The organism is Streptomyces sp. NPDC090108 (genome assembly GCF_044747185.1).
GTDB lineage: Bacteria > Actinomycetota > Actinomycetes > Streptomycetales > Streptomycetaceae > Streptomyces.
Genome location: NZ_JBIVDQ010000005.1, coordinates 547,564 through 569,618, shown reverse-complemented (window position 1 = coordinate 569,618; position 22,055 = coordinate 547,564). Strand labels below are relative to the sequence as shown.

Below are 22,055 nucleotides of genomic sequence, written 5' to 3'. Positions count from 1 at the left end.
GAGTCGACGATCACGCAGGGGCCCCAGCCTGCCATGCGACCGTGCCGACCGGTCCGCTCCGCGCCCGGGGCGCGGAGCGTGCCGCGGCGGACCTACAGCGTGCGGCGCATCCCCTGGTGCGGGATGCCGGCCTCGGGGTATTCCGGGCCGTACGGCTCGTAGCCGAGGCGCTCGTAGAAGCCGAGGGCGTGCGTCTGGGCGTGCAGGTCGACGGTCTTCAGCCCCAGCGCGCGGGCCGCGTCCTCGATGGCCCGCACCAGGGCCACCCCGACGCCCAGGCCGCGTGCCTCCCGGGCGACGGCAAGCCGCCCGAGGGAGCCGACGGCAGGGTCGCCGCCGGTCTTCCCGGCCGCGGCCTCGCCGTACAGCAGGCGCCCGGTGCCCAGCGGCACACCGTCCTCGCGGACCGCCAGCACGTGCAGGGCGACGGCGTCGTACACGTCGTACTCGATGTCCTCGGGGACGCGCTGCTCGGCGACGAAGACCTCCTTGCGCAGGCCGAAGCAGGCCTCGCGGTCGGCGGGGTCCTCGGCGACGCGGACCGTGTACGGCGCGCTCACGCGTAGGTCTCCTCGCGGACCTGGTCGAGCGCCTGCCGGAGGTCCTCGGGGTACTCGCTCTCGAACTCGACCCACTCGCCGTCCGCGGGGTGCTCGAAGCCGAGCCGTACGGCGTGCAGCCACTGGCGCTGCAGGCCCAGCCGCTTGGCGAGCGTGGGGTCGGCGCCGTAGGTCAGGTCGCCGACGCAGGGGTGGCGGTGGGCCGACATGTGGACGCGGATCTGGTGGGTGCGGCCGGTCTCCAGCTTCACGTCGAGCAGGGAGGCGGCGCGGAAGGCCTCGATGAGGTCGTAGTGGGTCACGGAGGGCTTGCCCTCGGCGATGACCGCCCACTTGTAGTCGTGGTTCGGGTGGCGGCCGATGGGCGCGTCGATCGTGCCGCTCGTCGGGTCGGGGTGGCCCTGGACGAGGGTGTGGTAGCGCTTGTCGACCGTGCGCTCCTTGAACTGGCGCTTGAGCGAGGTGTACGCGCGCTCCGACTTGGCGACGACCATCAGGCCGGAGGTGCCGACGTCGAGGCGGTGCACGATGCCCTGGCGCTCGGCGGCGCCGGAGGTGGAGATCCGGTAGCCGGCGGCGGCCAGGCCGCCGATGACGGTCGTGCCGGTCCAGCCCGGAGAGGGGTGCGCGGCCACGCCGACCGGCTTGACGATGACGACCACGTCGTCGTCGTCGTACACGATCTCCATGCCCTCGACCGGCTCGGCCACGATCTGCACGGGCGCGGGCGCCTGCGGCATCTCGACCTCGAGCCAGGCACCGCCGTGCACCCGCTCGGACTTGCCGACCACGGCACCGTCGACCTGGACCTTGCCGGCCGCGGCCAGCTCCGCCGCCTTCGTGCGGGAGAAGCCGAACATGCGGGAGATGGCGGCGTCGACGCGCTCGCCCTCCAGGCCGTCCGGCACGGGCAGGGTACGGATCTCGGGAATCGTGCTCACCCGTCGAGTATGACGGACGGCCCCGACCGCGCCGAACGAGCCTGTGGACAACCCGGTCCGCCGGGCCCGCGCCGGGCCGGCGGCGGCCGTCGCGGGCCCGTCGTCAGTCCTTGTGGACGGTGCCGTCCGGGTCGAGGCCGCGGAAGGACAGCAGCACGATCAGGATGCCGCCGCACACGATGGCCGAGTCGGCGAGGTTGAAGACGGCGAAGCCCTTGGGCGCGATGAAGTCCACGACCTTGCCCTCGAAGAGGCCGGGCGAGCGGAAGACGCGGTCGGTGAGGTTGCCGAGCGCGCCGCCGAGCAGCAGGCCGAGCGCGATGGCCCAGGGCGTGCTGTAGAGCTTGCGGGCCAGCCGGATGATCACCACGATCACGATGGCGGCGATCAGGGTGAAGATGACCGTGAAGGCCGCGCCGAAGCCGAAGGCGGCGCCCGGGTTCCGGATGGCGTTCAGCTCCAGCAGGTCGCCGATCACCTTGATCGGCGCGTGGTTCTCCAGCTTGGCGACCACGAGCATCTTGCTGATCAGGTCGAGGGCGTAGGCGAACGCGGCCACCGCGAACAGCACGGCGATCCGGCGCCCGCGCCGGCCCTTGCGCTGCGGCTCCGGACCCTGCTCCCCCGCGCCTGGCGTGCCGGATCCCTGGGGCGCGCCGGACCCGGCGGGCACTCCGGCCGCCCCCGTCCGCTCGCCGCCGTCCCCCGGGATGTCCGGCGTACCGATGATGCGCTCCGCCTCTGTCACGTGAGTCCCTCAACCTAGGTGCCTGACTGGGGACGAGACTACGGCACGCCCCGTCGGTCACTCCTGCTCAGGAGCGACGTTCCTGCTTCTGTTTGCACTCCACGCACAGGGTGGCCCGCGGGAACGCCTGCATGCGGGCCTTGCCGATGGGATTGCCGCAGTTCTCGCACAGGCCGTAGGTGCCGGCGTCCAGCCGTTCCAGGGCGCGCTCGGTCTGGGTCAGCATCTCGCGCGCGTTGGCGGCCAGCGCCATCTCGTGCTCGCGCGTGATGTTCTTGGTCCCGGTGTCGGCCTGGTCGTCGCCGGCTCCGTCCCCGGAGTCCCGCATCAGACCCACCAGGGACGCCTCGGAGGAACTGATCTCCTCCGACAGGCGCTCGGCCTCGGCCGTCAGCTCCGCACGGGCCTCCTCGACCTCCTCGGTGGTCCAGGGGTCCTCGCCGGGGCGCACCGCGAGTTCGCCGGGCTCCACCGCGGCGGCGCGCGCCTTGGGTACGGCGGTCTGCGCCGCCGTGGCCGTGCCAGGAGTCTTCTTCGCAACCACTGTCGTGGCTCCCGTCTGCTCCGCGGCCCGCGCCGCGCCCGCCTTGTCGCCCGTGCTCTTCGCCGCGCTCGCGGCCGCCTTCTTACCGGCCGCGGTCCTGGCGGCGACCGGCGTCTTCGTGGCTGCGCCCTTCTTCTCGGCGGCCGTCTTCCCGGTGTCCTTGTGGCCGGCGGCTCTCTTCGCGGCGGCCGTCTCAGCGGCGGCCGTCTTAGCAGCGGCCGTCTTCGCGGTGGCCTTCCGGCCGGTGGTCTTCTCCGCGGATGCCTTCCGGGGGGTGCTCTTCTCCCCGGGGGCCTTCTCCTCGGGGGCCTTCTCCCCAGGGGCCTGCTGGGAGGTGGCCTTCTCCGCGGCGGTCTTGCGGGCAGCGGTTTTCCTCGCGGCCGTCTTCGTCCCGGCCGTAGTCCCGGCCGCCGTCTTCGTCGCCGCCGTCTTCGGTGCCGCCTTCGTCGCCGTCGACTTCTTCGGCGCCGTCTTCTTCGCGTCTCCCGCGGCCGCCGCCTTCCCGGCCGCCGCCTTGCCGCCCGCCGCCTTCTTCGCCGCCGCCGTCCCGGCCGTCGTCGTCCCGGCCGCGCGGCCGGCCGCTCGTCCGGCGGAACCCGCACGCGCGCGCGTGGTCTTCGTGCCGTCGGCCTCACCGGCCTCGGCGACGGCGGGACCGGAGCCCGTGGCAGAGGCGACCGCGCCCCTGGACCGGCCGGTCGCCGGGTGCTCCGGGTGCTGTACGGCGGTCTTCTTCGCCACCATGGCCGCGGCCCCTTCACATACTGTGATCTTGCTCGCGAATCGTGCTGGGACGATAAATCGACTTGAGTCCCGCGGCAACGGGGCACGCCGCCCGATCCGGTCGTCCCGCACCCCCCGCGCAGCGGACCTGCATCCGTTGTGCCCAGCTCCCCGCCGGGTAATCCGCCCGTGCGGCCCGCTCCCGGACGAAACCCACCGCCACCCTCGCCATTCGGGTCACTCCCGCCCCTTCCCGGCACCGGTCCGGAGCCTTGCGGCGCCGGGCGGAAATGCGGTCGGCCGCTGTCCGCGTGGCGCCGTACACTGGGCGGAGCGAAAAGCATGGATGGGGACGAGTAGCGTCGTACGCAGCCAAGAGCGACCCGGGGACGGTGTGAGCCCGGGGGCCAGCGCGAGGTGAAGATCACCCCGGAGCCGCCGGAAGAAAGCCGTGAGGGGCCGCGAGGAGCCTCACGGGGAGTAGAACCGGATTCGCGACCCCAATGAGGGGGCTCACCGGCGTGTACGGCGCGGCGGGGGGCCAAGGAGGGTGGTACCGCGGGAGCGCGCCGCACAAGGCGTCCGCAGATGGAAGGCTCTCGTCCCTCCGACGGAAGGCAGCCAGTTCCGTTGGAGGATGCTCGCAGATGACAGAGCCGACGTACCGCCAGGTGCCCGCCCAGGTCGACCTGCCCGCGCTGGAGCACGCGGTGCTCGACTTCTGGCGCGACCAGAAGATCTTCGCCAAGACCCTGGAGCAGTCCGAGGGCCGCCCCGAGTGGGTGTTCTACGAGGGCCCGCCCACCGCCAACGGCATGCCCGGCGCCCACCACATCGAGGCACGCGTCTTCAAGGACGTCTTCCCCCGCTTCCGCACCATGCGCGGCTACCACGTGGGCCGCAAGGCCGGCTGGGACTGCCACGGCCTGCCCGTGGAGCTGGCGGTCGAGAAGGAGCTGGGCTTCTCCGGCAAGCAGGACATCGAGGAGTACGGCATCGCGGCGTTCAACGCCAAGTGCCGCGAGTCGGTGACCCGGCACACGGACGCCTTCGCCGAGCTCACGACCCGCATGGGCTACTGGACCGACCTCGACGACCCGTACCGCACGATGGACCCCGAGTACATCGAGTCGGTCTGGTGGTCGCTGAAGGAGATCTTCGGCAAGGGCCTACTGGTCCAGGACCACCGCGTCGCCCCGTGGTGCCCGCGCTGCGGCACCGGCCTGTCCGACCACGAGCTGGCGCAGGGCTACGAGACGGTCGTCGACCCCTCGGTCTACGTCCGCTTCCCGCTCACCTCCGGCCCGCTGGCCGGCGAGGCCTCGCTGCTGGTGTGGACGACGACCCCGTGGACCCTCGTGTCCAACACGGCGGTCGCCGCGCACCCGGACGTCACCTACGTCGTGGCGACGAACGGCGAGGAGAAGATCGTCGTCGCCGAGCCGCTGCTCGCCAAGGCGCTCGGCGAGGGCTGGGAGACCACCGGCCAGAGCTTCACCGGCGCCGAGATGGAGCGCTGGACCTACCAGCGCCCGTTCGAGCTGGTCGAGTTCCCGGAGCCGGCGCACTACGTGGTGAACGCCGACTACGTCACCACCGAGGACGGTACGGGTCTGGTCCACCAGTCCCCCGCCTTCGGTGCGGACGACCTCCTGGTCTGCCGCGCCTACGGCCTGCCCGTGGTCAACCCGGTCCGCCCCGACGGCACCTTCGAGGAGGACGTCCCGCTGGTCGGCGGCGTCTTCTTCAAGAAGGCCGACGAGAAGCTCACCGAGGACCTCCAGGAGCGCGGCCTGCTCTTCCGGCACCTGCCGTACGAGCACAGCTACCCGCACTGCTGGCGCTGCCACACCGCGCTGCTCTACTACGCGCAGCCGTCCTGGTACATCCGCACCACGGCCGTCAAGGACCGGATGCTCGCGGAGAACGAGAAGACCAACTGGTTCCCGGAGACCGTCAAGCACGGCCGCTTCGGCGACTGGCTGAGCAACAACATCGACTGGGCGCTCTCCCGCAACCGCTACTGGGGCACCCCGCTGCCCATCTGGCGCTGCGACGACGACCACCTCACGGTCGTCGGCTCCCGTGCGGAGCTGACCGCGCTGACCGGCACCGACCAGTCGGAGCTGGACCCGCACCGCCCGTTCATCGACGAGGTCACCTTCCCGTGCCCGGAGTGCGGCGACACCGCCACGCGCGTGCCCGAGGTGATCGACGCCTGGTACGACTCGGGCTCGATGCCGTTCGCGCAGTGGGGCTACCCGCACAAGAACAAGGAGCTGTTCGAGAGCCGTTACCCGGCGCAGTTCATCTCCGAGGCGATCGACCAGACCCGCGGCTGGTTCTACACGCTGATGGCCGTCGGCACGCTCGTCTTCGACGAGTCGTCGTACGAGAACGTGGTCTGCCTCGGTCACATCCTGGCCGAGGACGGCCGGAAGATGTCCAAGCACCTGGGCAACACCCTGGAGCCCATCCCGCTCATGGACCAGCACGGCGCGGACGCGGTGCGCTGGTTCATGGCGGCCGGCGGTTCCCCCTGGGCGGCCCGCCGCGTCGGTCACGGCACCATCCAGGAGGTCGTGCGCAAGACGCTGCTGACCTACTGGAACACGGTCGCCTTCCAGGCGCTGTACGCCCGTACGGCGGACTGGGCGCCCAGCGCGGCGGACCCGGCCCCGGCCGACCGCCCGGTCCTGGACCGCTGGCTGCTGTCCGAGCTGCACGCCCTCACCGACCAGGTGACCGAGGCCCTGGAGTCGTACGACACCCAGCGCGCCGGCAAGCTGCTGTCCGCGTTCGTCGACGACCTGTCGAACTGGTACGTGCGCCGCTCGCGCCGCCGGTTCTGGCAGGGCGACAAGGCCGCGCTGCGCACCCTGCACGAGGTGGTGGAGACGGTCACCAAGCTGATGGCCCCGATCACCCCGTTCATCTCCGAGCGGGTCTGGCAGGACCTGGTGGTGCCGGTGACCCCGGGCGCCCCGGAGTCCGTCCACCTGTCCTCCTGGCCCGAGGCGGACCTGTCCGCGATCGACCCGGAGCTGTCGAAGCAGATGGTCCTGGTGCGCCGGCTGGTGGAGCTGGGCCGTGCCACGCGCGCGGAGTCGGGCGTCAAGACGCGCCAGCCGCTCTCCCGCGCCCTGGTCGCCGCGAACGGCTTCGACAGGCTCGACCCCGAACTGCACGCGCAGATCACGGAGGAGCTGAACGTCGAGGCGCTGGCGTCGCTGTCCGAGGTCGGCGGCTCGCTGGTCGACACCACGGCCAAGGCCAACTTCCGCGCCCTCGGCAAGCGGTTCGGCAAGCGGGTGCAGGACGTGGCGAAGGCCGTCGCCGCCGCCGACGCGGCCGCGCTATCCCTCGCGCTGCGCGAGGGCACGGCGTCGGTCGAGGTCGACGGGGAGACCGTCACCCTCGCCCCGGACGAGGTGATCATCACCGAGACGCCGCGCGAGGGCTGGTCGGTGGCCTCGGACTCCGGTGCCACGGTGGCGCTGGACCTGGAGATCACCGACGAGCTGCGGCAGGCGGGCCTCGCCCGTGACGCGATCCGGCTGATCCAGGAGGCCCGCAAGAACAGCGGCCTGGACGTCGCCGACCGCATCGCGCTGCGCTGGTCCTCCGCGGACCCGGCGGTCACCGCCGCCCTGTCCGAGCACGCCGGCCTGATCGCCGAGGAGGTCCTCGCGACCGACTTCGGCCAGGGCGACGCGGACGGCACCTACGGGGACGCCTTCACCGACGAGGGGCTGTCGCTGACGTTCCGCCTACGCAAGGCGTAGTCCTCACCGGACGCCAAACGGCGGCCGCCCACGGGCCTGAGGCTCGCGGGCGGCCGCCGTCGCGTTTCCCGCCCCCGGTCCGCCCCCTGTCCGCCCCTCGTCCGTTCCCCCGTCCGGACAACCCGTCCGGACAACCCGTCACGGGCCGCCGGACCGCTCCGCCTTCGGCACACGGCCCCACGGGCCCGTCGGCGGGCCGGGCGGCCGTCCTCTCACCGGCGACCGGACACGAGCCACCACGGGCGTCGGCCCCGCACATCCCACGCCCGCCTCTGTCAACACGCGTAAATAGGGCGGGGCCCCGGATCAGGAGATCCGGGGCCCCGCCCCTCAGCGCTGCCGACGCCTATGGCGTACTGCTCAGTTGTCGTCCTCGTCGATCAGGAACCCGCGCATCGGCGAGGGAGCCTGGCCCATCGGGGACGGACCCTGCGGACGGACCGGAGCCATCGGCTGGGTCATGGCCGGGGTCATCTGCTGCTGGCCGCCGTAGGACGGGCCCGCAGGGGCCGGGCCGCCGCCCATGCCCTGGTTGCCGCCGTACGACGGGGCTCCCGCACCGGCCGGCGCCATGGACGGCGACGGGGACGGCGGAAGGGACGCGGCGGCCGGGGTGCGCGGCGGAGCGAGCGAGTCGTCGGCCTGGGTCTCCAGCTGACGCAGCTGGGACTCGAGGTACGACTTCAGACGCGTGCGGTACTCGCGCTCGAAGCCGCGCAGGTCCTCGACCTTGCGCTCCAGCGTGGCGCGGGCGGACTCCAGGGAGCCCATCGCGACGCGGTGCTTCTCCTGCGCGTCCCGCTCCAGGGCGTCGGCCTTGGCACGGGCGTCACGCTCCAGACCCTCGGCGCGGCTGCGGGCCTCGCCGACGATCTTGTTGGCCTCGGAACGGGCCTCGGCGATCGCCTGGTCGGCGGTCTGCTGGGCCAGCGAGAGGACGCGGGCGGCGCTGTCGCCACCGGGACCCTGACCGGGGCCGCCCATCGGACCGCCCATGGGGCCGCCCATCGGGCCACCCATCTGCTGCGGCATGGGGGGCTGACCACCCATAGGACCCTGGCCCATCGGACCCTGACCCATCGGACCCTGGCCCATCGGACCCTGACCCATCGGACCCTGGCCCATGGGGCCCTGGCCCATCGGACCGGGACCCATGGGGCCCTGGCCCATCTGACCCTGACCCATCGGACCGGGACCCTGCGGACCACCCTGACCACCGGGACCGGCGGGCAGCTGCGGGGCGCCGCTCGGCAGCTGCGGCGGGCCGCCCATGGGGCCGCCCATCTGCTGCTGCGGCGGGCCCGATATGCCGGCGGGCACGGGGGCGCCCGGGCCTCGCATGCCCTGCTGCTGCGGCGGCTGCTGCTGCTGGTCCTGCTGCTCCGGGGGCTTGCGCATGTTCTGCTGGTTCTGGGCAGCAGCGCGCGTGGCCGCGGCCAGCTTGGCGCGCAGGTCCTCGTTCTCGCGGAGCAGTCGCGTCAGTTCGGCTTCGACCTCGTCGAGGAAGGCATCGACCTCGTCCTCGTCATAGCCTTCTCGGAGGCGGACGGTCGTGAACTGCTTGTTCCGCACGTCCTCGGGGGTCAACGGCATCTCTTCACCTCAACGTAGTCATCGGCAGTCGGCAAGACCGTATCGTCCACTGTCATCTCGCGAAGTTCTGCGCGACGGTGATGAGAATGTAGACGATGATCATCAGTACGAAGAAGGACAGGTCGAGTGCCACTCCCCCGAGACGCAACGGCGGGATGAAACGCCGCAGAAGCTTCAACGGTGGATCGGTGACAGTGTAGGTGGCCTCCAGTACGACCACCATCGCCTTGCCGGGTTGCCACGAGCGGGCGAACTGGAAGACGTAGTCCATGACCAACCGGAAGATCAGCACGACGAGGAACACCATCAGCGCGATGTAGATCACCTGCGCGAACACGCTCATGGTCTGCGCTTCCCTCTCCCCTGTTTCGTGCTTCCTACCGGTGGAACGTCTCAGCTCTGGTTGAAGAACCCGCCCTCTGCGATGCGGGCCTTGTCCTCCGCCGTGACATCGACGTTAGCAGGAGACAACAGGAACACCTTCTGCGTCACCCGCTCGATGCTGCCGTGGAGACCGAAGACCAAACCGGCCGCAAAGTCGACAAGTCGCTTGGCGTCGGTGTCGTCCATCTCCGTGAGATTCATGATCACCGGAGTGCCCTCACGGAAGTGTTCCCCGATGGTACGGGCCTCGTTGTAGGTCCGCGGGTGGAGGGTGGTGATCCGGTACGGCTCTCGTTCGGACACGACCTTGGGCATGATCACCGGCGCGTTCTTCTCCAGGGGCTGACGTTCTTGTGTGATGGACGCCACGGGCGCGATCCGCGCCGGGCGCCCCGATTCGGCGCCCAGTGAGGCGGAATGGGAGACCGGGTCACGAGGCGCGGGGGGCTGAACCACTCGCACCGATTCGTCCCTTTGGGGCTGATGTGCACTGTGCGACTGGTGCGACGGCTCGTGCCGCCGGTGGTCCCGCTCGGGTTCCGGGTCCAGTTCGGGCTCGAAGTCGTCGTCGGGATCGAATCCCCGGCCGTCGTACCCATCGTCCTCCACGAGGCCGAGGTAGACCGCCATCTTGCGCATCGCGCCGGCCATGCTCTGAGTCCTCCGCTCTGTGGTGGATCGGGTGACGACTGCCAAGTTCCCGCGATCCACGTGGTCGTTGTGCCCGTCTTCGGTGGCACTGACCATATTTTCTGCTGTGGTCCGACTTCCTGGCGACGTTACCCGAGCCTGGGGCGGACTCCGAGTACCGCAGTGCCGACGCGCACATGTGTCGCTCCGGCCGCCACGGCCTGCTCGAGGTCCGCACTCATCCCTGCCGACACCATGGTTGCAGTCGGATGGGCTCGGCGCAGGTCAGTCGACAAATCCATGAGCCGTTCGAACGAGGCCCGTTCGTCTCCCGCGTACTCCCCGGTCAGGGGTGCGACGGTCATCAGTCCGTCGAGCCGCAGTCCGGGTGCCCCGGCGACGAGCGCGGCCAACTCCTCGATCCCGGCGGGAGCCACGCCGCCCCGCTCGCCGCGCGCGCTCTCGCCCGCGTCGAGGGCGACCTGGACGAGGCATCCCACCTCGCGCCCGGCCCGCACGGCCTCCCGGGAGAGCGCCGACACGAGCCGGTCCCGGTCGACCGACTGCACGAAGTCGGCGTAACCGACCACGGAACGGACCTTGTTGGTCTGCAACTGCCCCACGAAATGCCAGTTCAGCGACAGGTCCGCGCAGGCGGCGGCCTTCGGCGCCGCGTCCTGGTCGCGGTTCTCGGCGACATCGCGCACGCCGAGTTCGGCCAGGATCCGCACATCACTCGCCGGGTAGGTCTTGGTGACCACGATCAGGGTCACGTCCCCCCGGTCGCGCCCCGCCGCCGCACAGGCGGCCGAGATGCGCTCCTCCACGCTCGCCAGGTTCGCGGCGAGTTCGGTCCTACGGTCCGTCATACCCCATCAGTCCAGCCACACATAGCTCGCGAGGCGCCCGGTGGCGCGGTCGCGGCGGTAAGAGAAATGATCGTCCGACTCCAGCGTGCACACCGGGGACTGCGCCCGGTCGTCCACCCCGAGCCGTTCGAGCTGCGCGTGCACTCCGGCGCTCACGTCGACCGCCGGTGTGCCCCAGCTCGTCACCGCGTGCGCCGCGGGCTCCACGGCCGCCACCTCGGCGCGCATCGGTTCCGGGACCTCGTAGCACCGGCCGCACACGCAGGGTCCGGTCCGGGCGACGATCCGCCCCGGCTCGGCCCCGAGCGCGGCCATCGCCTCGACGGCGGCGGGGACGACGCCCGCGACCATCCCGGGCCGTCCGGCGTGCGCCGCCGCGACGACACCGGCGACCGGGTCGGCGAGGAGCACGGGGACGCAGTCGGCGGTGAGCACGGCGAGGGCGAGACCGCGGCGGGCGGTGACGAGCGCGTCGACCTCCGGCACCGGCTTCTCGCCCCAGGGCCCGTCCACCACGGCGACACCCGCGCCGTGCACCTGGTTCATCCACACGACCCGCTCCGGGTCCAGGCCCAGGGAGCCCGCCGCGATGTCGCGGTTGGCACGCACCGCGGCGGGGTCGTCGCCGACCGCGCCGCCGAGGTTGAGCTGAGCGTACGGAGCGGCGCTCACCCCGCCCCACCTGTCGGTGAAGGCGAAGTGCGCGCCGCTCGCGCTTTCGCGCTGTCCTATCACTTCAGGAAGTCCGGCACGTCCAGCTCCTCGATCCCGCTGTCCGCGTAGGAGCGGGACTGCGGCACCGGCGGGGCGACCGGGATCTCGGCCGCCGGCTCGGGGACCGGGGCGGGTGCCGGCTCCTCCTTGGGCGTCACGCTGCCGAGCGAGCCGAACGACGGGCGCTCGGGCTGGTGCCGGGCCGGAGCGGGCTCCTCGCGCCGCGCGGACGCCGAGGACCCGGAGGACGAACCGGAGGCCGAGCCGAGGACGTTGTCCCGGCGGGCCGGCGGCTGGCCGCCGTCGAAGCCGGCCGCGATGACGGTGACCCGCACCTCGTCACCGAGGGCGTCGTCGATGACGGCGCCGAAGATGATGTTGGCCTCGGGGTGGGCGGCCTCGCTGACCAGCTGGGCGGCCTCGTTGATCTCGAACAGGCCGAGGTCGGAGCCGCCGGAGATGGAGAGCAGGACGCCCCGGGCGCCGTCGATGGACGCCTCGAGCAGCGGCGAGGAGATCGCCATCTCGGCGGCGGCCACCGCGCGGTCGTCGCCGCGGGCGGAGCCGATGCCCATCAGGGCCGAACCGGCCTCGGACATGACCGACTTGACGTCGGCGAAGTCGAGGTTGATCAGACCGGGGGTGGTGATGAGGTCGGTGATGCCCTGGACACCGGAGAGCAGGACCTGGTCGGCGGACTTGAAGGCGTCCAGGACCGAGACCTGGCGGTCCGAGATGGACAGCAGCCGGTCGTTGGGGATCACGATGAGGGTGTCGACCTCTTCGCGCAGCTCGGCGATGCCGTCCTCGGCCTGGTTCGCGCGGCGCCGTCCCTCGAAGGTGAACGGGCGCGTGACCACGCCGATGGTCAGGGCGCCGAGGGAGCGCGCGATGTTGGCCACGACGGGCGCGCCGCCCGTTCCGGTGCCGCCACCCTCGCCGGCCGTCACGAAGACCATGTCGGCCCCCTTGAGGACCTCCTCGATCTCTTCGCGGTGGTCCTCGGCGGCCTTCCGGCCGACGGCCGGGTTGGCGCCGGCACCGAGTCCGCGGGTGAGTTCACGGCCGACGTCGAGCTTGACGTCGGCGTCGCTCATCAACAGCGCCTGAGCGTCGGTGTTGATGGCGATGAACTCGACACCCTTGAGACCGACTTCGATCATCCGGTTGATGGCATTGACACCACCGCCGCCGACACCGATGACCTTGATGACTGCGAGGTAGTTCTGCGGTGCTGCCACGTCGAAGGCCTCTCGCCTCGAATTACGTTGTCGTCGCCGGGCGGTTGCCCGTACCGGGACGACGGATGCCGAATGGGACGGTCCGAACGCCGACCCGAACCCTGAACCTGAAGTTTAGGGTTACCAGTGTGTCTGTTCCCTGGAGTCTTCTGAACAGGACACTAAGTCGACAAGCGGCGCCCGTTCAACGAACACGCCGAACCTCCCGTTTTTCTTTTCACCCTATGTGATCAGCCGTAGCAGTGCCCAACCAGGGTGCTGGCCTGCGCTGATGTGCGTCAACTCCCGGCTGACGCAGGGGCGGTGGGAACGCTGACATCGAAGTGCCGTGCGCCGGGAGATGCTTTCATGAGAGCTGTGAGGGCCCGTGCCTTGGCACGGCCGTCCTCGCCGCTCCCCCACGCCACCGTGCGGCCGTCGCCGAGCTCCAGTGAGATGTCGTCGTAGGAACGGACCTTGACGGCCCGTGCGCTCTTCGCGACCGCCGCCGGCAGGTCTCCGGCGACCCGTACGGCCTCCCGCACCAGCCGGTCGGTGCCGAAGCGCCGGAAGCTCGCGGCGCCCGGACCGGACCGGGACGCGGCCATCTCCAGCGCGGGCACGCCGGCGGGCGCCCGGACGACCGTGGCGAACCGGACGCCGTCGTGGTCGACTTCGGTGAAACCGCCGCCCCGGCGTACGAGGAGCACCGGGGTGCGCTCGGTGACCTTCAGGGTGATGGCACGCGGCCAGGACCGGACGACATCGACCGTGTCGACCCGGTGCAACGTGCGCCGGACACGGGCCGCGACGGCGTCGGTGTCGACGGAGACCAGGGGCGCGCCGACCGGTACGGCGGCGGCCGCGCGCACCTCGGCCGGGGTGAGCACGCGGGTGCCCGACACCGGGACGTGCCGCACCCGCAGCCACTCGGAGCCGTACAACACCCAGACGGAACCGGCTCCGAGGAGGACGAGCGCCACGGCCAGGACGACGATCCCGCGAAGGCGCGGCCGTAGCGGGCGCCGGACCGGCGGGGGTCCGGACGACTCCTGCTGGCGTTCACCGCGCTCGGCGGTCGTCGGTCCGGCCACGCGTGCTCCCTTTCCTGGCCGGGGCCGCCTCCGGGGCGCCCCGGCCGGTGCCGGGAGCCCGGCGGCGCGCGGCGCTCCGTGCCTTCGCGCTCCCCGGGCTCCTCGTTGCGTCCGAGCGGGAAAGGCGCGGCCGCGGCCTTCCGGCCGCGGCGCGCTCCTCCGGCTCATCCGCCGATGCTAGTGCCGGTTGGCGGCGATCGCCTCGTACACCATGCCGACGAGCAGGTCGTCGGCGTCCCGGCGGCCGAACTCACCGGCGGCACGGGACATCTCGTACAGCCGGTGCGGGTCGGCGAGGACGGGCAGCACGTTCTGCTGAAGCCACTCGGGGGTGAGTTCGGCGTCGTCGACGAGGAGTCCGCCGCCGGCCTTGACCAGCGGCTGGGCGTTGAGCCGCTGTTCGCCGTTGCCGATGGGCAGCGGGACGTAGGCGGCCGGGAGTCCGACGGCGGAGAGCTCGGCGACGGTCATCGCGCCGGCGCGGCAGAGCATCATGTCGGCCGCGGCGTAGGCGAGATCCATCCGGTCCAGGTAGCTCACCGGGATGTACGGGGGCATCCCCGGCATCTGGTGCACCTGCGGCAGCTCGTTCTTCGGGCCGACCGCGTGCAGGATCTGGATGCCGGCCTGCTGGAGCCAGGGGGCGACCTGCTGGACGACCTCGTTGAGGCGCCGGGCGCCCTGGGAGCCGCCGGAGACCAGCAGCGTGGGCAGGTTGGGGTCGAGGCCGAAGCGGGCGCGTGCCTCCTGGCGGACCGCGGCACGGTCCAGGGTGGCGATGGAGCGGCGCAGCGGGATGCCGATGTAGCGGGCGTCGCGCAGCTTGCTGTCCGGCGTGGAGACGGCGACCCGGGCGGCGTACCGCGAGCCGATCTTGTTGGCCAGGCCGGGGCGGGCGTTCGCCTCGTGGATGACGATGGGCACACCGAGGCGCTTGGCGGCCAGGTAGCCGGGCAGGGCGACGTAGCCGCCGAAGCCGACCACGGCGTCCGCCTTGGTGCGCTCCAGGATCTGCTCAGCGGCCTTGATCGTGCCGCGCAGCCGGCCCGGGACGGTGATCAGCTCAGGCGTGGGCTTGCGGGGCAGCGGCACCGCGGGGATGAGCGCCAGATCGTAGCCGCGCTCCGGCACGAGCCTGGTCTCCAGCCCCCGTTCCGTGCCCAGGGCCGTGATCCCCACGGTCGGGTCCTGCCTGCGCAGGGCGTCCGCGAGGGCGAGCGCGGGCTCGATGTGGCCCGCGGTTCCCCCGCCGGCGAGTACGACATGCACCGAAATTCACCGCTCTCCGGACGAGCGCGCCGCCGAGGCACGCCGTCGCATCGTGTTCCATCTCCGGGACCCCGTGGGGCCCCCGGCACTCCGCTTTCTACCAAAGCGGGGTTGCCGCATCGCAAGCGCCGCCCGCGCAGCGGGCTCGTCGCGTGCGAAGGCGATCAGCAGCCCGATGGCGAACATGGTCGGCAGCAGGGCTGACCCTCCGTAGGAGAACAGCGGGAGCGGGACCCCGGCGATCGGCAGCAGGCCGAGCACCGCACCGATGTTGATCACCGCCTGGGCGGTGATCCACGTGGTCACGCCTCCCGCGGCGTACCTCACGAAGGGGTCCTCCGTGCGTCCGGCCACGCGGATACCCGCATAGCCTAGAGCCGCGAACAGGGCGAGCACCGACAGCGTCCCCGCGAGGCCCAGTTCCTCACCGGTGACCGCGAAGATGAAGTCGGTGTGGGCTTCCGGGAGTTGGCCCCATTTTTCCACACTGGCACCGAGGCCGGATCCGAACAGTCCGCCGGATGCCAGCGCGTAGATCCCGTGCACGGCCTGCCAGCAGTCGGTGACTCCGGCCTTGGGTTCGGTGGCCCCGATGCAGGCCAGGCGCGCCATCCGGTTGGGGCTGGTCTTGATGAGGATCACACCGATCGCGGCCGCGATCGACAGCACGCCGACGAACAGCCGGGTCGGGGCGCCGGCCAGCCACAGCAGGCCGAACAGGATCGCCGTGAGGATGATCGCGGTGCCCATGTCGCCGCCGAGCATGATCAGTCCGAGCAGCAGGAAGGCCACCGGCACCAGCGGCACGAGCATGTGCTTCCACTGGGCCAGCAGCCGCTTCTCCTGTTTGCGGGCGATCAGGTCCGCGCCCCACAGCACCAGCGCGAGCTTGCCGAACTCGCTGGGCTGGACCAGGAAGGAGCCGCCGAGGGAGATCCAGTTCTGGTTGCCGTTGATCGACACGCCTATCCCCGGGACCTGGACCAGGGCCATCATGAAGACGGCGCCGGCCAGGATCGGATAGGCCAGGGCGCGGTGCAGCTTCACCGGCATGCGGGCGGCGGCGAACATCAGGGCGCCGCCCATGAGCGCGGCCAGGAACTGTTTGCGGAAGAAGAACGAGCCGGGCAGGGAGAGCTGCAGCGCGGTGATCTGGGAGGCCGAGTAGACCATCACCAGCCCCAGCACGGTGATCAGCAGGCTGCCGCCGAGGATCAGGTAGTAGGCGGTCAGCGGGCGGTCCCAGGCCTTCTGCGCACGCGTGTGGAGCCGGCGCAGGGGGTTGTCCCGCACCGGCCGGGCGGCGGGCCGGCGGGGCGCCCGCTGCACGGGTGGCCCGCCGGTTCGGCTACCGGGCATCAACGCCTCCACTGAACGTCGACCGTCCCACGCGTCCCTCCCAAGATCCGCCCGGCGGGCGGCCGGGGTCAGGCGCCGAGTCCGCGGACCGCCTCCGCGAACGCGTCACCGCGCTGGTTGTAGTTGGTGAACATGTCCATGGAGGCACAGGCCGGGGCCAGCAGCACCGTGTCGCCGGGCCGGGCCAGCCGCCGCGCCTCCGTCACCGCCTGGAGCATCGCCTCAGTGTCGGTCCGGTCGAGGTCGACGACGGGTACTTCCGGGGCGTGTCGCGCCAGGGCCTCGCGGATCAGCCCGCGGTCGGCGCCGATCAGGACGACACCGCGCAGCCGCTTCGCGGACCTCGCGACCAGCTCGTCGAACTCGGCGCCCTTCGCCAGACCGCCGGCAATCCATACGATCTGCTCATAGGACGCCAACGAGGCTTCCGCGGCATGGGTGTTGGTCGCCTTGGAGTCGTCGACGTACGCCACGCCGTCGATGTCGGCGACGTGCGCGATGCGGTGCGCGTCGGGCCGGAAGGCCCGCAGACCGTCGCGTACGGCGCTCGCGGGCACCCCGAAGGAGCGCGCGAGGGCCGCCGCGGCAAGGGCGTTGGCGATGTTGTGCGGGGCCGGCGGGTCGACGTCGGAGACCTCGGCCAGTTCCTGCGCGTTCTTGTGCCGCATCTCCACGAAGGCCCGGTCGATCAGGAGGCCTTCCACCACGCCGAGTTGGGACGGTCCCGGAGTGCCGAGGGTGAACCCGACGGCCCGGCAGCCCTCTTCGACGTCGGCCTCGCGCACCAGGTCCTCGGTGCGCCCGTCGGCGACGTTGTAGACGCAGGCGACCTTGTTGCCCTCGTAGATGCGGCCCTTGTCGGCGGCGTAGGCCTCCATCGAGCCGTGCCAGTCGAGGTGGTCGGGCGCGAGGTTGAGGACGGCCGCGGAGTACGCCCGTACCGAGGGCGCCCAGTGGAGCTGGTAGCTGGACAGCTCCACGGCGAGGACGTCGTACTCCTCCTCGCCGAGGACCGCGTCCAGCAGGGAGACGCCGATGTTGCCCACCGCGGCCGTGCGCAGGCCCGCCGCCTTCAGGATGGAGGCGAGCATCTGCACGGTCGTGGTCTTGCCGTTGGTGCCCGTGACGGCCAGCCAGGGGGCCGCGCCGGGACCCCTGAGGCGCCAGGCCAGCTCGACGTCGCCCCAGACCGGCACGTCCGCTTCCGCGGCCGCGAGGAACAGGGGCTTGTCGGGCTTCCAGCCGGGCGCGGTGACGATCAGCTCGGTGCCGTCGGGCAGGGTGTCGCCGTCGCCGAGGCGCACGGTGATGCCGAGCGCCTCCAGCTGTGCGGCCTGCTCGCGGGCGCGGGCGTCGTCGCCGTCGTTGACGACGGTGACGATCGCGCCGCGCTCGTGCAGCGCCCTGGCGGCCGGGACGCCGGAGACGCCCAGACCCGCGACGGTGATGTGCTTGCCCTGGAAGTCGGAAGACCCAGCCGGCACCGAGGAGGTCACTTGTCCGCTGCCCATCCTGCGTAGAAGAGGCCCAGTCCGACGATGACGCAGATGCCCTGGATGATCCAGAAGCGGACCACGACAAGGACTTCGGACCAGCCCTTGAGTTCGAAGTGGTGCTGGAGCGGTGCCATCCGGAAGACGCGCTTCCCGGTGAGCCGGAAGGAGCCGACCTGGATGACCACCGACATGGTGATGAGGACGAACAGGCCGCCCATGATGGCCACCAGCAGCTCCGTGCGGGAGAGGATGGCCAGGCCGGTGAGGACACCGCCGAGGGCGAGTGAACCGGTGTCGCCCATGAAGATCTTCGCCGGCGAGGTGTTCCACCACAGGAAGCCCAGGCAGGCGCCCATCAGCGCGGAGGCGACCACGGCGAGGTCGAGCGGGTCGCGGACCTCGTAGCAGGCGGCCGGGTTGGTCAGGGTCTGCGCGTTGGCGCAGGACTCCTGGAACTGCCAGACGCCGATGAACGTGTAGGCGCCGAAGACGAGGACGGAGGCGCCGGTGGCGAGGCCGTCCAGACCGTCGGTCAGGTTCACGCCGTTCGACATCGCGAGGATCATGAACAGCGCCCAGACGACGAACAGCACCGGGCCGATCGACCAGCCGAAGTCCGTGATGAACGACAGCTTGGTGGAGGCCGGGGTGTTGCCGCGGTTGTCGGCGAACATCAGCGACAGCACCGCGAAGGAGATGCCGACGATCAGCTGGCCGGCCATCTTCGCCTTGGCCCGCAGACCCAGCGACCGCCGCTTGACGATCTTGATGTAGTCGTCCAGGAAGCCGACCAGGCCCATGCCGAACATCAGGCCCAGGACCAGCAGTCCGGAGTAGGTCGGGGGGTAGCCGGTGATGAGCTTGCTCAGGAAGTACGCCGCGATCGTCGCCAGGATGAAGGCGATGCCGCCCATGGTCGGCGTACCGCGCTTGCTGGCGTGCTCGCGCGGGCCGTCGTCACGGATGTACTGGCCGTAGCCCTTGCGGGCCAGGAGCTTGATCAGCAACGGGGTGCCGATCAGGGTCAGGAAGAGACCGATGACTCCTGAGAACAGGATCTGCTTCATCATCGGGCGGCAACCTCACCCTCGGTACCGTTCTCGACCAGCGCCTGCGCCACGCTCTCGAGCCCGATCGACCGGGACGCCTTCACGAGTACGACGTCTCCCGGGCGCAACTCGCTGCGCAACAGGTCGACCGCCGCCTGTGCGTCGGACACGTGCACCGACTCCTCACCCCACGAACCCTCGTTATATGCGCCCAGTTGCAGCCAGGAGGCCTCGATGCCCCCGACCGCGACGAGCTTGCTGACGTTGAGCCGGACGGCGAGCCGTCCGACGGCGTCGTGCTCGGCGAGCGCCTCGTCCCCCAGCTCGGCCATCTTGCCGAGCACGGCCCACGTGCGGCGCCCCTTGCCCATGGCCGCGAGTGCCCTGAGGGCGGCCCGCATGGACTCGGGGTTGGCGTTGTAGGCGTCGTTGACGATGGTCACGCCGTCCGGTCGCTCGGTGACCTCCATGCGCCAGCGGGAGAGGGAGCCCGCCTCGGAGAGCGCGGTGGCGATCTCGTCCACGGGCATGCCCAGCTCATGGGCGACGGCGGCCGCGGCGAGCGCGTTCGACACGTGATGCTCACCGTACAGGCGCATGGTCACATCGCTTGCACCGGAGGGTGTGTGAAGCCTGAAGGAAGGCTGTCCGCTGTCCGTGAGTCGCACGTTCTCGGCCCGAACGTCCGCTTCGGCCGACTCTCCGAAAAGGACCACCTTCGCCTTGGTACGGGAGGCCATCGCGCGGACCAGCGGGTCGTCGGCGTTGAGGATCGCCGCCCCGTCCGCGGGGAGCGACTCGACGAGCTCGCCCTTGGCCTGGGCGATCTGCTCGCGGCCGCCGAACTCGCCGATGTGGGCGGAGCCGACGTTGAGCACCAGGCCGATCCTCGGCGGGGTGAGGCCGGTGAGGTAGCGGATGTGCCCGATGCCGCGGGCGCCCATCTCCAGCACGAGGAACTTCGTCTCCTCGGTGGCGGACAGGGCGGTCAGCGGCAGCCCGATCTCGTTGTTGAGCGAGCCGGGCGTGAACACGGTCGGCGCGTGCCGCTGGAGCACCTGGGCGATGAGGTCCTTGGTGCTGGTCTTGCCGGCCGAGCCGGTCAGCGCCACGAGGGTCGCGCCGAGCCGCTGGACGACATGGCGGGCGAGGGCGCCGAGCGCGCTCTGCACGTCGTCGACGACGATCGCGGGCACGCCGACGGGGCGCGACGCCAGTACGGCGGCCGCGCCCGCGTCCACGACGGCGCGCGCGTAGTCGTGGCCGTCCACGCGCTCACCGGTGAACGCGGCGAACAGGCTGCCGGGCACCACCTCACGTGAGTCCCGGACGACGGGTCCCGTGACCTGCGCGGACGGATCCGGTATGTCGTGTGTCTGCCCGCCGACGACAGCTGCGATCTCGGCGAGGGAGAGGGCGATCACAAGTTCATCCCTGGGTCTTCTGGATAGCTTCGCGAAGCACCTGGCGGTCGTCGAAGGGACGGATCACGCCGGCGATGTCCTGGCCCTGCTCGTGACCCTTGCCCGCGATCAGCACGGTGTCGCCGGGAGCGGCCCGGCCCACGACGGCGGCGATGGCGGCGGCGCGGTCCTCGAAGAGGAGCACCTCGCCACGCTCGTGCGCGGGCACGTAGGCCGCGCCCTGGAGCATCGTCGCGAGGATCGCGAGGGGGTCCTCGGAGCGGGGGTTGTCGGAGGTGAGCACGGCCGTGTCGGCGAGCCGGGCCGCGGCGGCGCCCATCGGGGCGCGCTTGGTCTGGTCGCGGTCGCCGCCGCAGCCCAGCACGATGTGCAGCCGGCCCTTGGTCACCTTGCGCAGCGCCTTGAGCACCGACTCGACCGCGTCGGTCTTGTGGGCGTAGTCCACGACCGCGAGGTAGGGCTGCCCCGCGTCCACGCGCTCCAGACGGCCCGGGACACCGGGGACGGCGGCGATGCCGTCGGCGGCGGCCTGCGGGTCGAGCCCGGCGACGGCGAGGGCGACCAGCGCGGCGAGGGTGTTCGCCACGTTGAACGGGCCCGCCAGCGGCGATCTGGCGTGCACGCGCTCGCCGTTCGGGCCGAGCGCGGTGAACGTCGAGTCCATGGGCCCGATCTGGACGTCCTCGGCGCGCCAGTCGGCGTCCGGGTGGCCCTCGGCGGAGAAGGTGACGACGGGGACGGTCGCCTCCTTCGCGAGCCTGCGGCCGTACTCGTCGTCCGCGTTGACGACGCCGAGCCTGCTGCGCCGCGGTGTGAACAGCTGCGCCTTGGCCTGGTAGTAGTCCTCCATCCCGGAGTGGAACTCCATGTGTTCCGGGCTGAGGTTGTTGAACACGGCGATGTCGAAGACGCAGCCGTCGACGCGGCCGAGGACCAGGGCGTGGCTGGAGACCTCCATGGCGACCGCCTCGGTGCCGCGCTCGCGCATGACCGCGAACAGGGCCTGGAGGTCGGTGGCCTCGGGGGTGGTGCGCTCGGACTTGATGCGCTCCTCGCCGATGCGCATCTCGACGGTGCCGACGAGGCCGGTGGCGCGGGTGGTCTTCAGACCTCCCTCGACCAGGTAGGCGGTGGTGGTCTTGCCGGAGGTTCCGGTGATGCCGATCTGGAGCAGATCGCGGCCGGGCCGGCCGTAGATCGTGGCGGCCAGCTCGCCCATCACCGCGCGCGGGTCGGCGGCCACGAGGACCGGCAGTCCGGTCGCCCCGGCGCGCTCGGCGCCCGCCGGGTCGGTGAGCACGGCGACCGCGCCGAGGCCGGCGGCCTGGGTGACGAAGTCGGCGCCGTGCGCGCGGGCGCCCGGCAGGGCGGCGTACAGGTCACCGGGCCGGACGGCGCGCGAGTCGTGGGTGATCCCCGTGACGTCGGCGGATCCGGCAGGAGCGGCGGCACCCAGCTGATCGGCCAGTTCCGCGAGGGGGGTGGCGGAGACCTGAACCGGTCGCGGCGGTCCCGGATATGTCACGGAAGCGCCCTTCTGGGTGGTTTGGGACTGATCAGCGTGTGGCACGGCGGTGAGCGTACCGGGCGCACCCGCCTGCGAGCGAAGCGAGGGGCTCGGGGCGCCCTGGTTCCCGGGGTCCGGGGTGATCG

General features: G+C 71.5%; 18 protein-coding genes. 1 reads left to right on the top strand and 17 read right to left on the bottom strand.

All coding sequences use genetic code 11. The features are described 5' to 3' along the window. Window positions 1–92: 92 nt before the first annotated feature. The 4 genes from ACIPRD_RS20765 to ACIPRD_RS20750 form a co-directional block, all read right to left on the bottom strand. Window positions 93–560, bottom strand: a complete 468-nt coding sequence (locus ACIPRD_RS20765; RefSeq protein WP_356398570.1) for a GNAT family N-acetyltransferase — start codon at window positions 558–560, stop codon at window positions 93–95. Beyond that, on the bottom strand, window positions 557–1,501 hold the full coding sequence (locus tag ACIPRD_RS20760; protein WP_356398568.1) for an RluA family pseudouridine synthase: 945 nt from the start codon (window positions 1,499–1,501) through the stop codon (window positions 557–559). Before ACIPRD_RS20760 ends, ACIPRD_RS20765 begins: the two co-directional genes overlap by 4 nt. A gap of 103 nt (window positions 1,502–1,604) precedes the next feature. Beyond that, window positions 1,605–2,249 (bottom strand): signal peptidase II, encoded by a 645-nt coding sequence (gene lspA / locus ACIPRD_RS20755; RefSeq protein ID WP_356398566.1) that lies wholly within the window; start codon window positions 2,247–2,249, stop codon window positions 1,605–1,607. Window positions 2,250–2,316: 67 nt separating this feature from the next. Further along, complete coding sequence (locus tag ACIPRD_RS20750) at window positions 2,317–3,537, bottom strand: TraR/DksA family transcriptional regulator (protein WP_401564887.1); 1,221 nt, start codon at window positions 3,535–3,537, stop codon at window positions 2,317–2,319. A gap of 626 nt (window positions 3,538–4,163) precedes the next feature. Between ACIPRD_RS20750 and ileS the strand changes: the two genes are divergently transcribed. Continuing rightward, the gene (gene ileS, locus ACIPRD_RS20745; protein WP_401564884.1) at window positions 4,164–7,301 is read left to right on the top strand and encodes an isoleucine--tRNA ligase; all 3,138 of its coding nucleotides are present in this window, start codon (window positions 4,164–4,166) and stop codon (window positions 7,299–7,301) included. A gap of 360 nt (window positions 7,302–7,661) precedes the next feature. On the opposite strand, the gene ACIPRD_RS20740 is transcribed toward ileS, so the two are convergent. From ACIPRD_RS20740 to ACIPRD_RS20680, 13 genes are all read right to left on the bottom strand, one after another. Next, a complete protein-coding gene (locus ACIPRD_RS20740) occupies window positions 7,662–8,894 on the bottom strand; it encodes a DivIVA domain-containing protein (RefSeq protein ID WP_401564882.1) in 1,233 nt (410 codons plus the stop codon). 52 nt (window positions 8,895–8,946) lie between these two features. Beyond that, window positions 8,947–9,237: a YggT family protein gene (locus ACIPRD_RS20735; RefSeq protein WP_356398558.1), complete on the bottom strand. Its 291-nt coding sequence runs from the start codon at window positions 9,235–9,237 to the stop codon at window positions 8,947–8,949. A gap of 50 nt (window positions 9,238–9,287) precedes the next feature. After that, window positions 9,288–9,929, bottom strand: a complete 642-nt coding sequence (locus tag ACIPRD_RS20730) for a cell division protein SepF (RefSeq protein ID WP_356398556.1) — start codon at window positions 9,927–9,929, stop codon at window positions 9,288–9,290. A 128-nt stretch (window positions 9,930–10,057) separates the two neighbouring features. Then, window positions 10,058–10,777: a YggS family pyridoxal phosphate-dependent enzyme gene (locus tag ACIPRD_RS20725; RefSeq protein ID WP_356398554.1), complete on the bottom strand. Its 720-nt coding sequence runs from the start codon at window positions 10,775–10,777 to the stop codon at window positions 10,058–10,060. Between the two features lie 6 nt (window positions 10,778–10,783). Next, complete coding sequence (gene pgeF / locus ACIPRD_RS20720) at window positions 10,784–11,512, bottom strand: peptidoglycan editing factor PgeF (protein WP_401564879.1); 729 nt, start codon at window positions 11,510–11,512, stop codon at window positions 10,784–10,786. Continuing rightward, a complete protein-coding gene (gene ftsZ, locus ACIPRD_RS20715; protein ID WP_401564876.1) occupies window positions 11,509–12,732 on the bottom strand; it encodes a cell division protein FtsZ in 1,224 nt (407 codons plus the stop codon). The genes pgeF and ftsZ overlap by 4 nt, the downstream gene beginning before the upstream one ends. Window positions 12,733–13,010: 278 nt before the next feature. Then, on the bottom strand, window positions 13,011–13,805 hold the full coding sequence (locus ACIPRD_RS20710; protein ID WP_401564873.1) for a cell division protein FtsQ/DivIB: 795 nt from the start codon (window positions 13,803–13,805) through the stop codon (window positions 13,011–13,013). A 177-nt stretch (window positions 13,806–13,982) separates the two neighbouring features. Beyond that, window positions 13,983–15,074: an undecaprenyldiphospho-muramoylpentapeptide beta-N-acetylglucosaminyltransferase gene (gene murG, locus ACIPRD_RS20705; RefSeq protein WP_356398546.1), complete on the bottom strand. Its 1,092-nt coding sequence runs from the start codon at window positions 15,072–15,074 to the stop codon at window positions 13,983–13,985. Window positions 15,075–15,080: 6 nt separating this feature from the next. Then, entirely contained in the window at window positions 15,081–16,433 is a 1,353-nt protein-coding gene (gene ftsW, locus ACIPRD_RS20700) for a putative lipid II flippase FtsW (protein ID WP_356398544.1), read from the bottom strand. A 68-nt stretch (window positions 16,434–16,501) separates the two neighbouring features. Further along, on the bottom strand, window positions 16,502–17,944 hold the full coding sequence (murD, locus tag ACIPRD_RS20695; RefSeq protein ID WP_401564869.1) for a UDP-N-acetylmuramoyl-L-alanine--D-glutamate ligase: 1,443 nt from the start codon (window positions 17,942–17,944) through the stop codon (window positions 16,502–16,504). Further along, on the bottom strand, window positions 17,926–18,996 hold the full coding sequence (mraY, locus tag ACIPRD_RS20690; RefSeq protein WP_356399106.1) for a phospho-N-acetylmuramoyl-pentapeptide-transferase: 1,071 nt from the start codon (window positions 18,994–18,996) through the stop codon (window positions 17,926–17,928). The genes murD and mraY overlap by 19 nt, the downstream gene beginning before the upstream one ends. Beyond that, window positions 18,996–20,402, bottom strand: a complete 1,407-nt coding sequence (gene murF, locus ACIPRD_RS20685) for a UDP-N-acetylmuramoyl-tripeptide--D-alanyl-D-alanine ligase (protein WP_356398540.1) — start codon at window positions 20,400–20,402, stop codon at window positions 18,996–18,998. Before murF ends, mraY begins: the two co-directional genes overlap by 1 nt. Before the next feature lie 4 nt (window positions 20,403–20,406). Continuing rightward, complete coding sequence (locus ACIPRD_RS20680) at window positions 20,407–21,927, bottom strand: UDP-N-acetylmuramoyl-L-alanyl-D-glutamate--2,6-diaminopimelate ligase (RefSeq protein WP_401564867.1); 1,521 nt, start codon at window positions 21,925–21,927, stop codon at window positions 20,407–20,409. Window positions 21,928–22,055 lie beyond the last annotated feature (128 nt).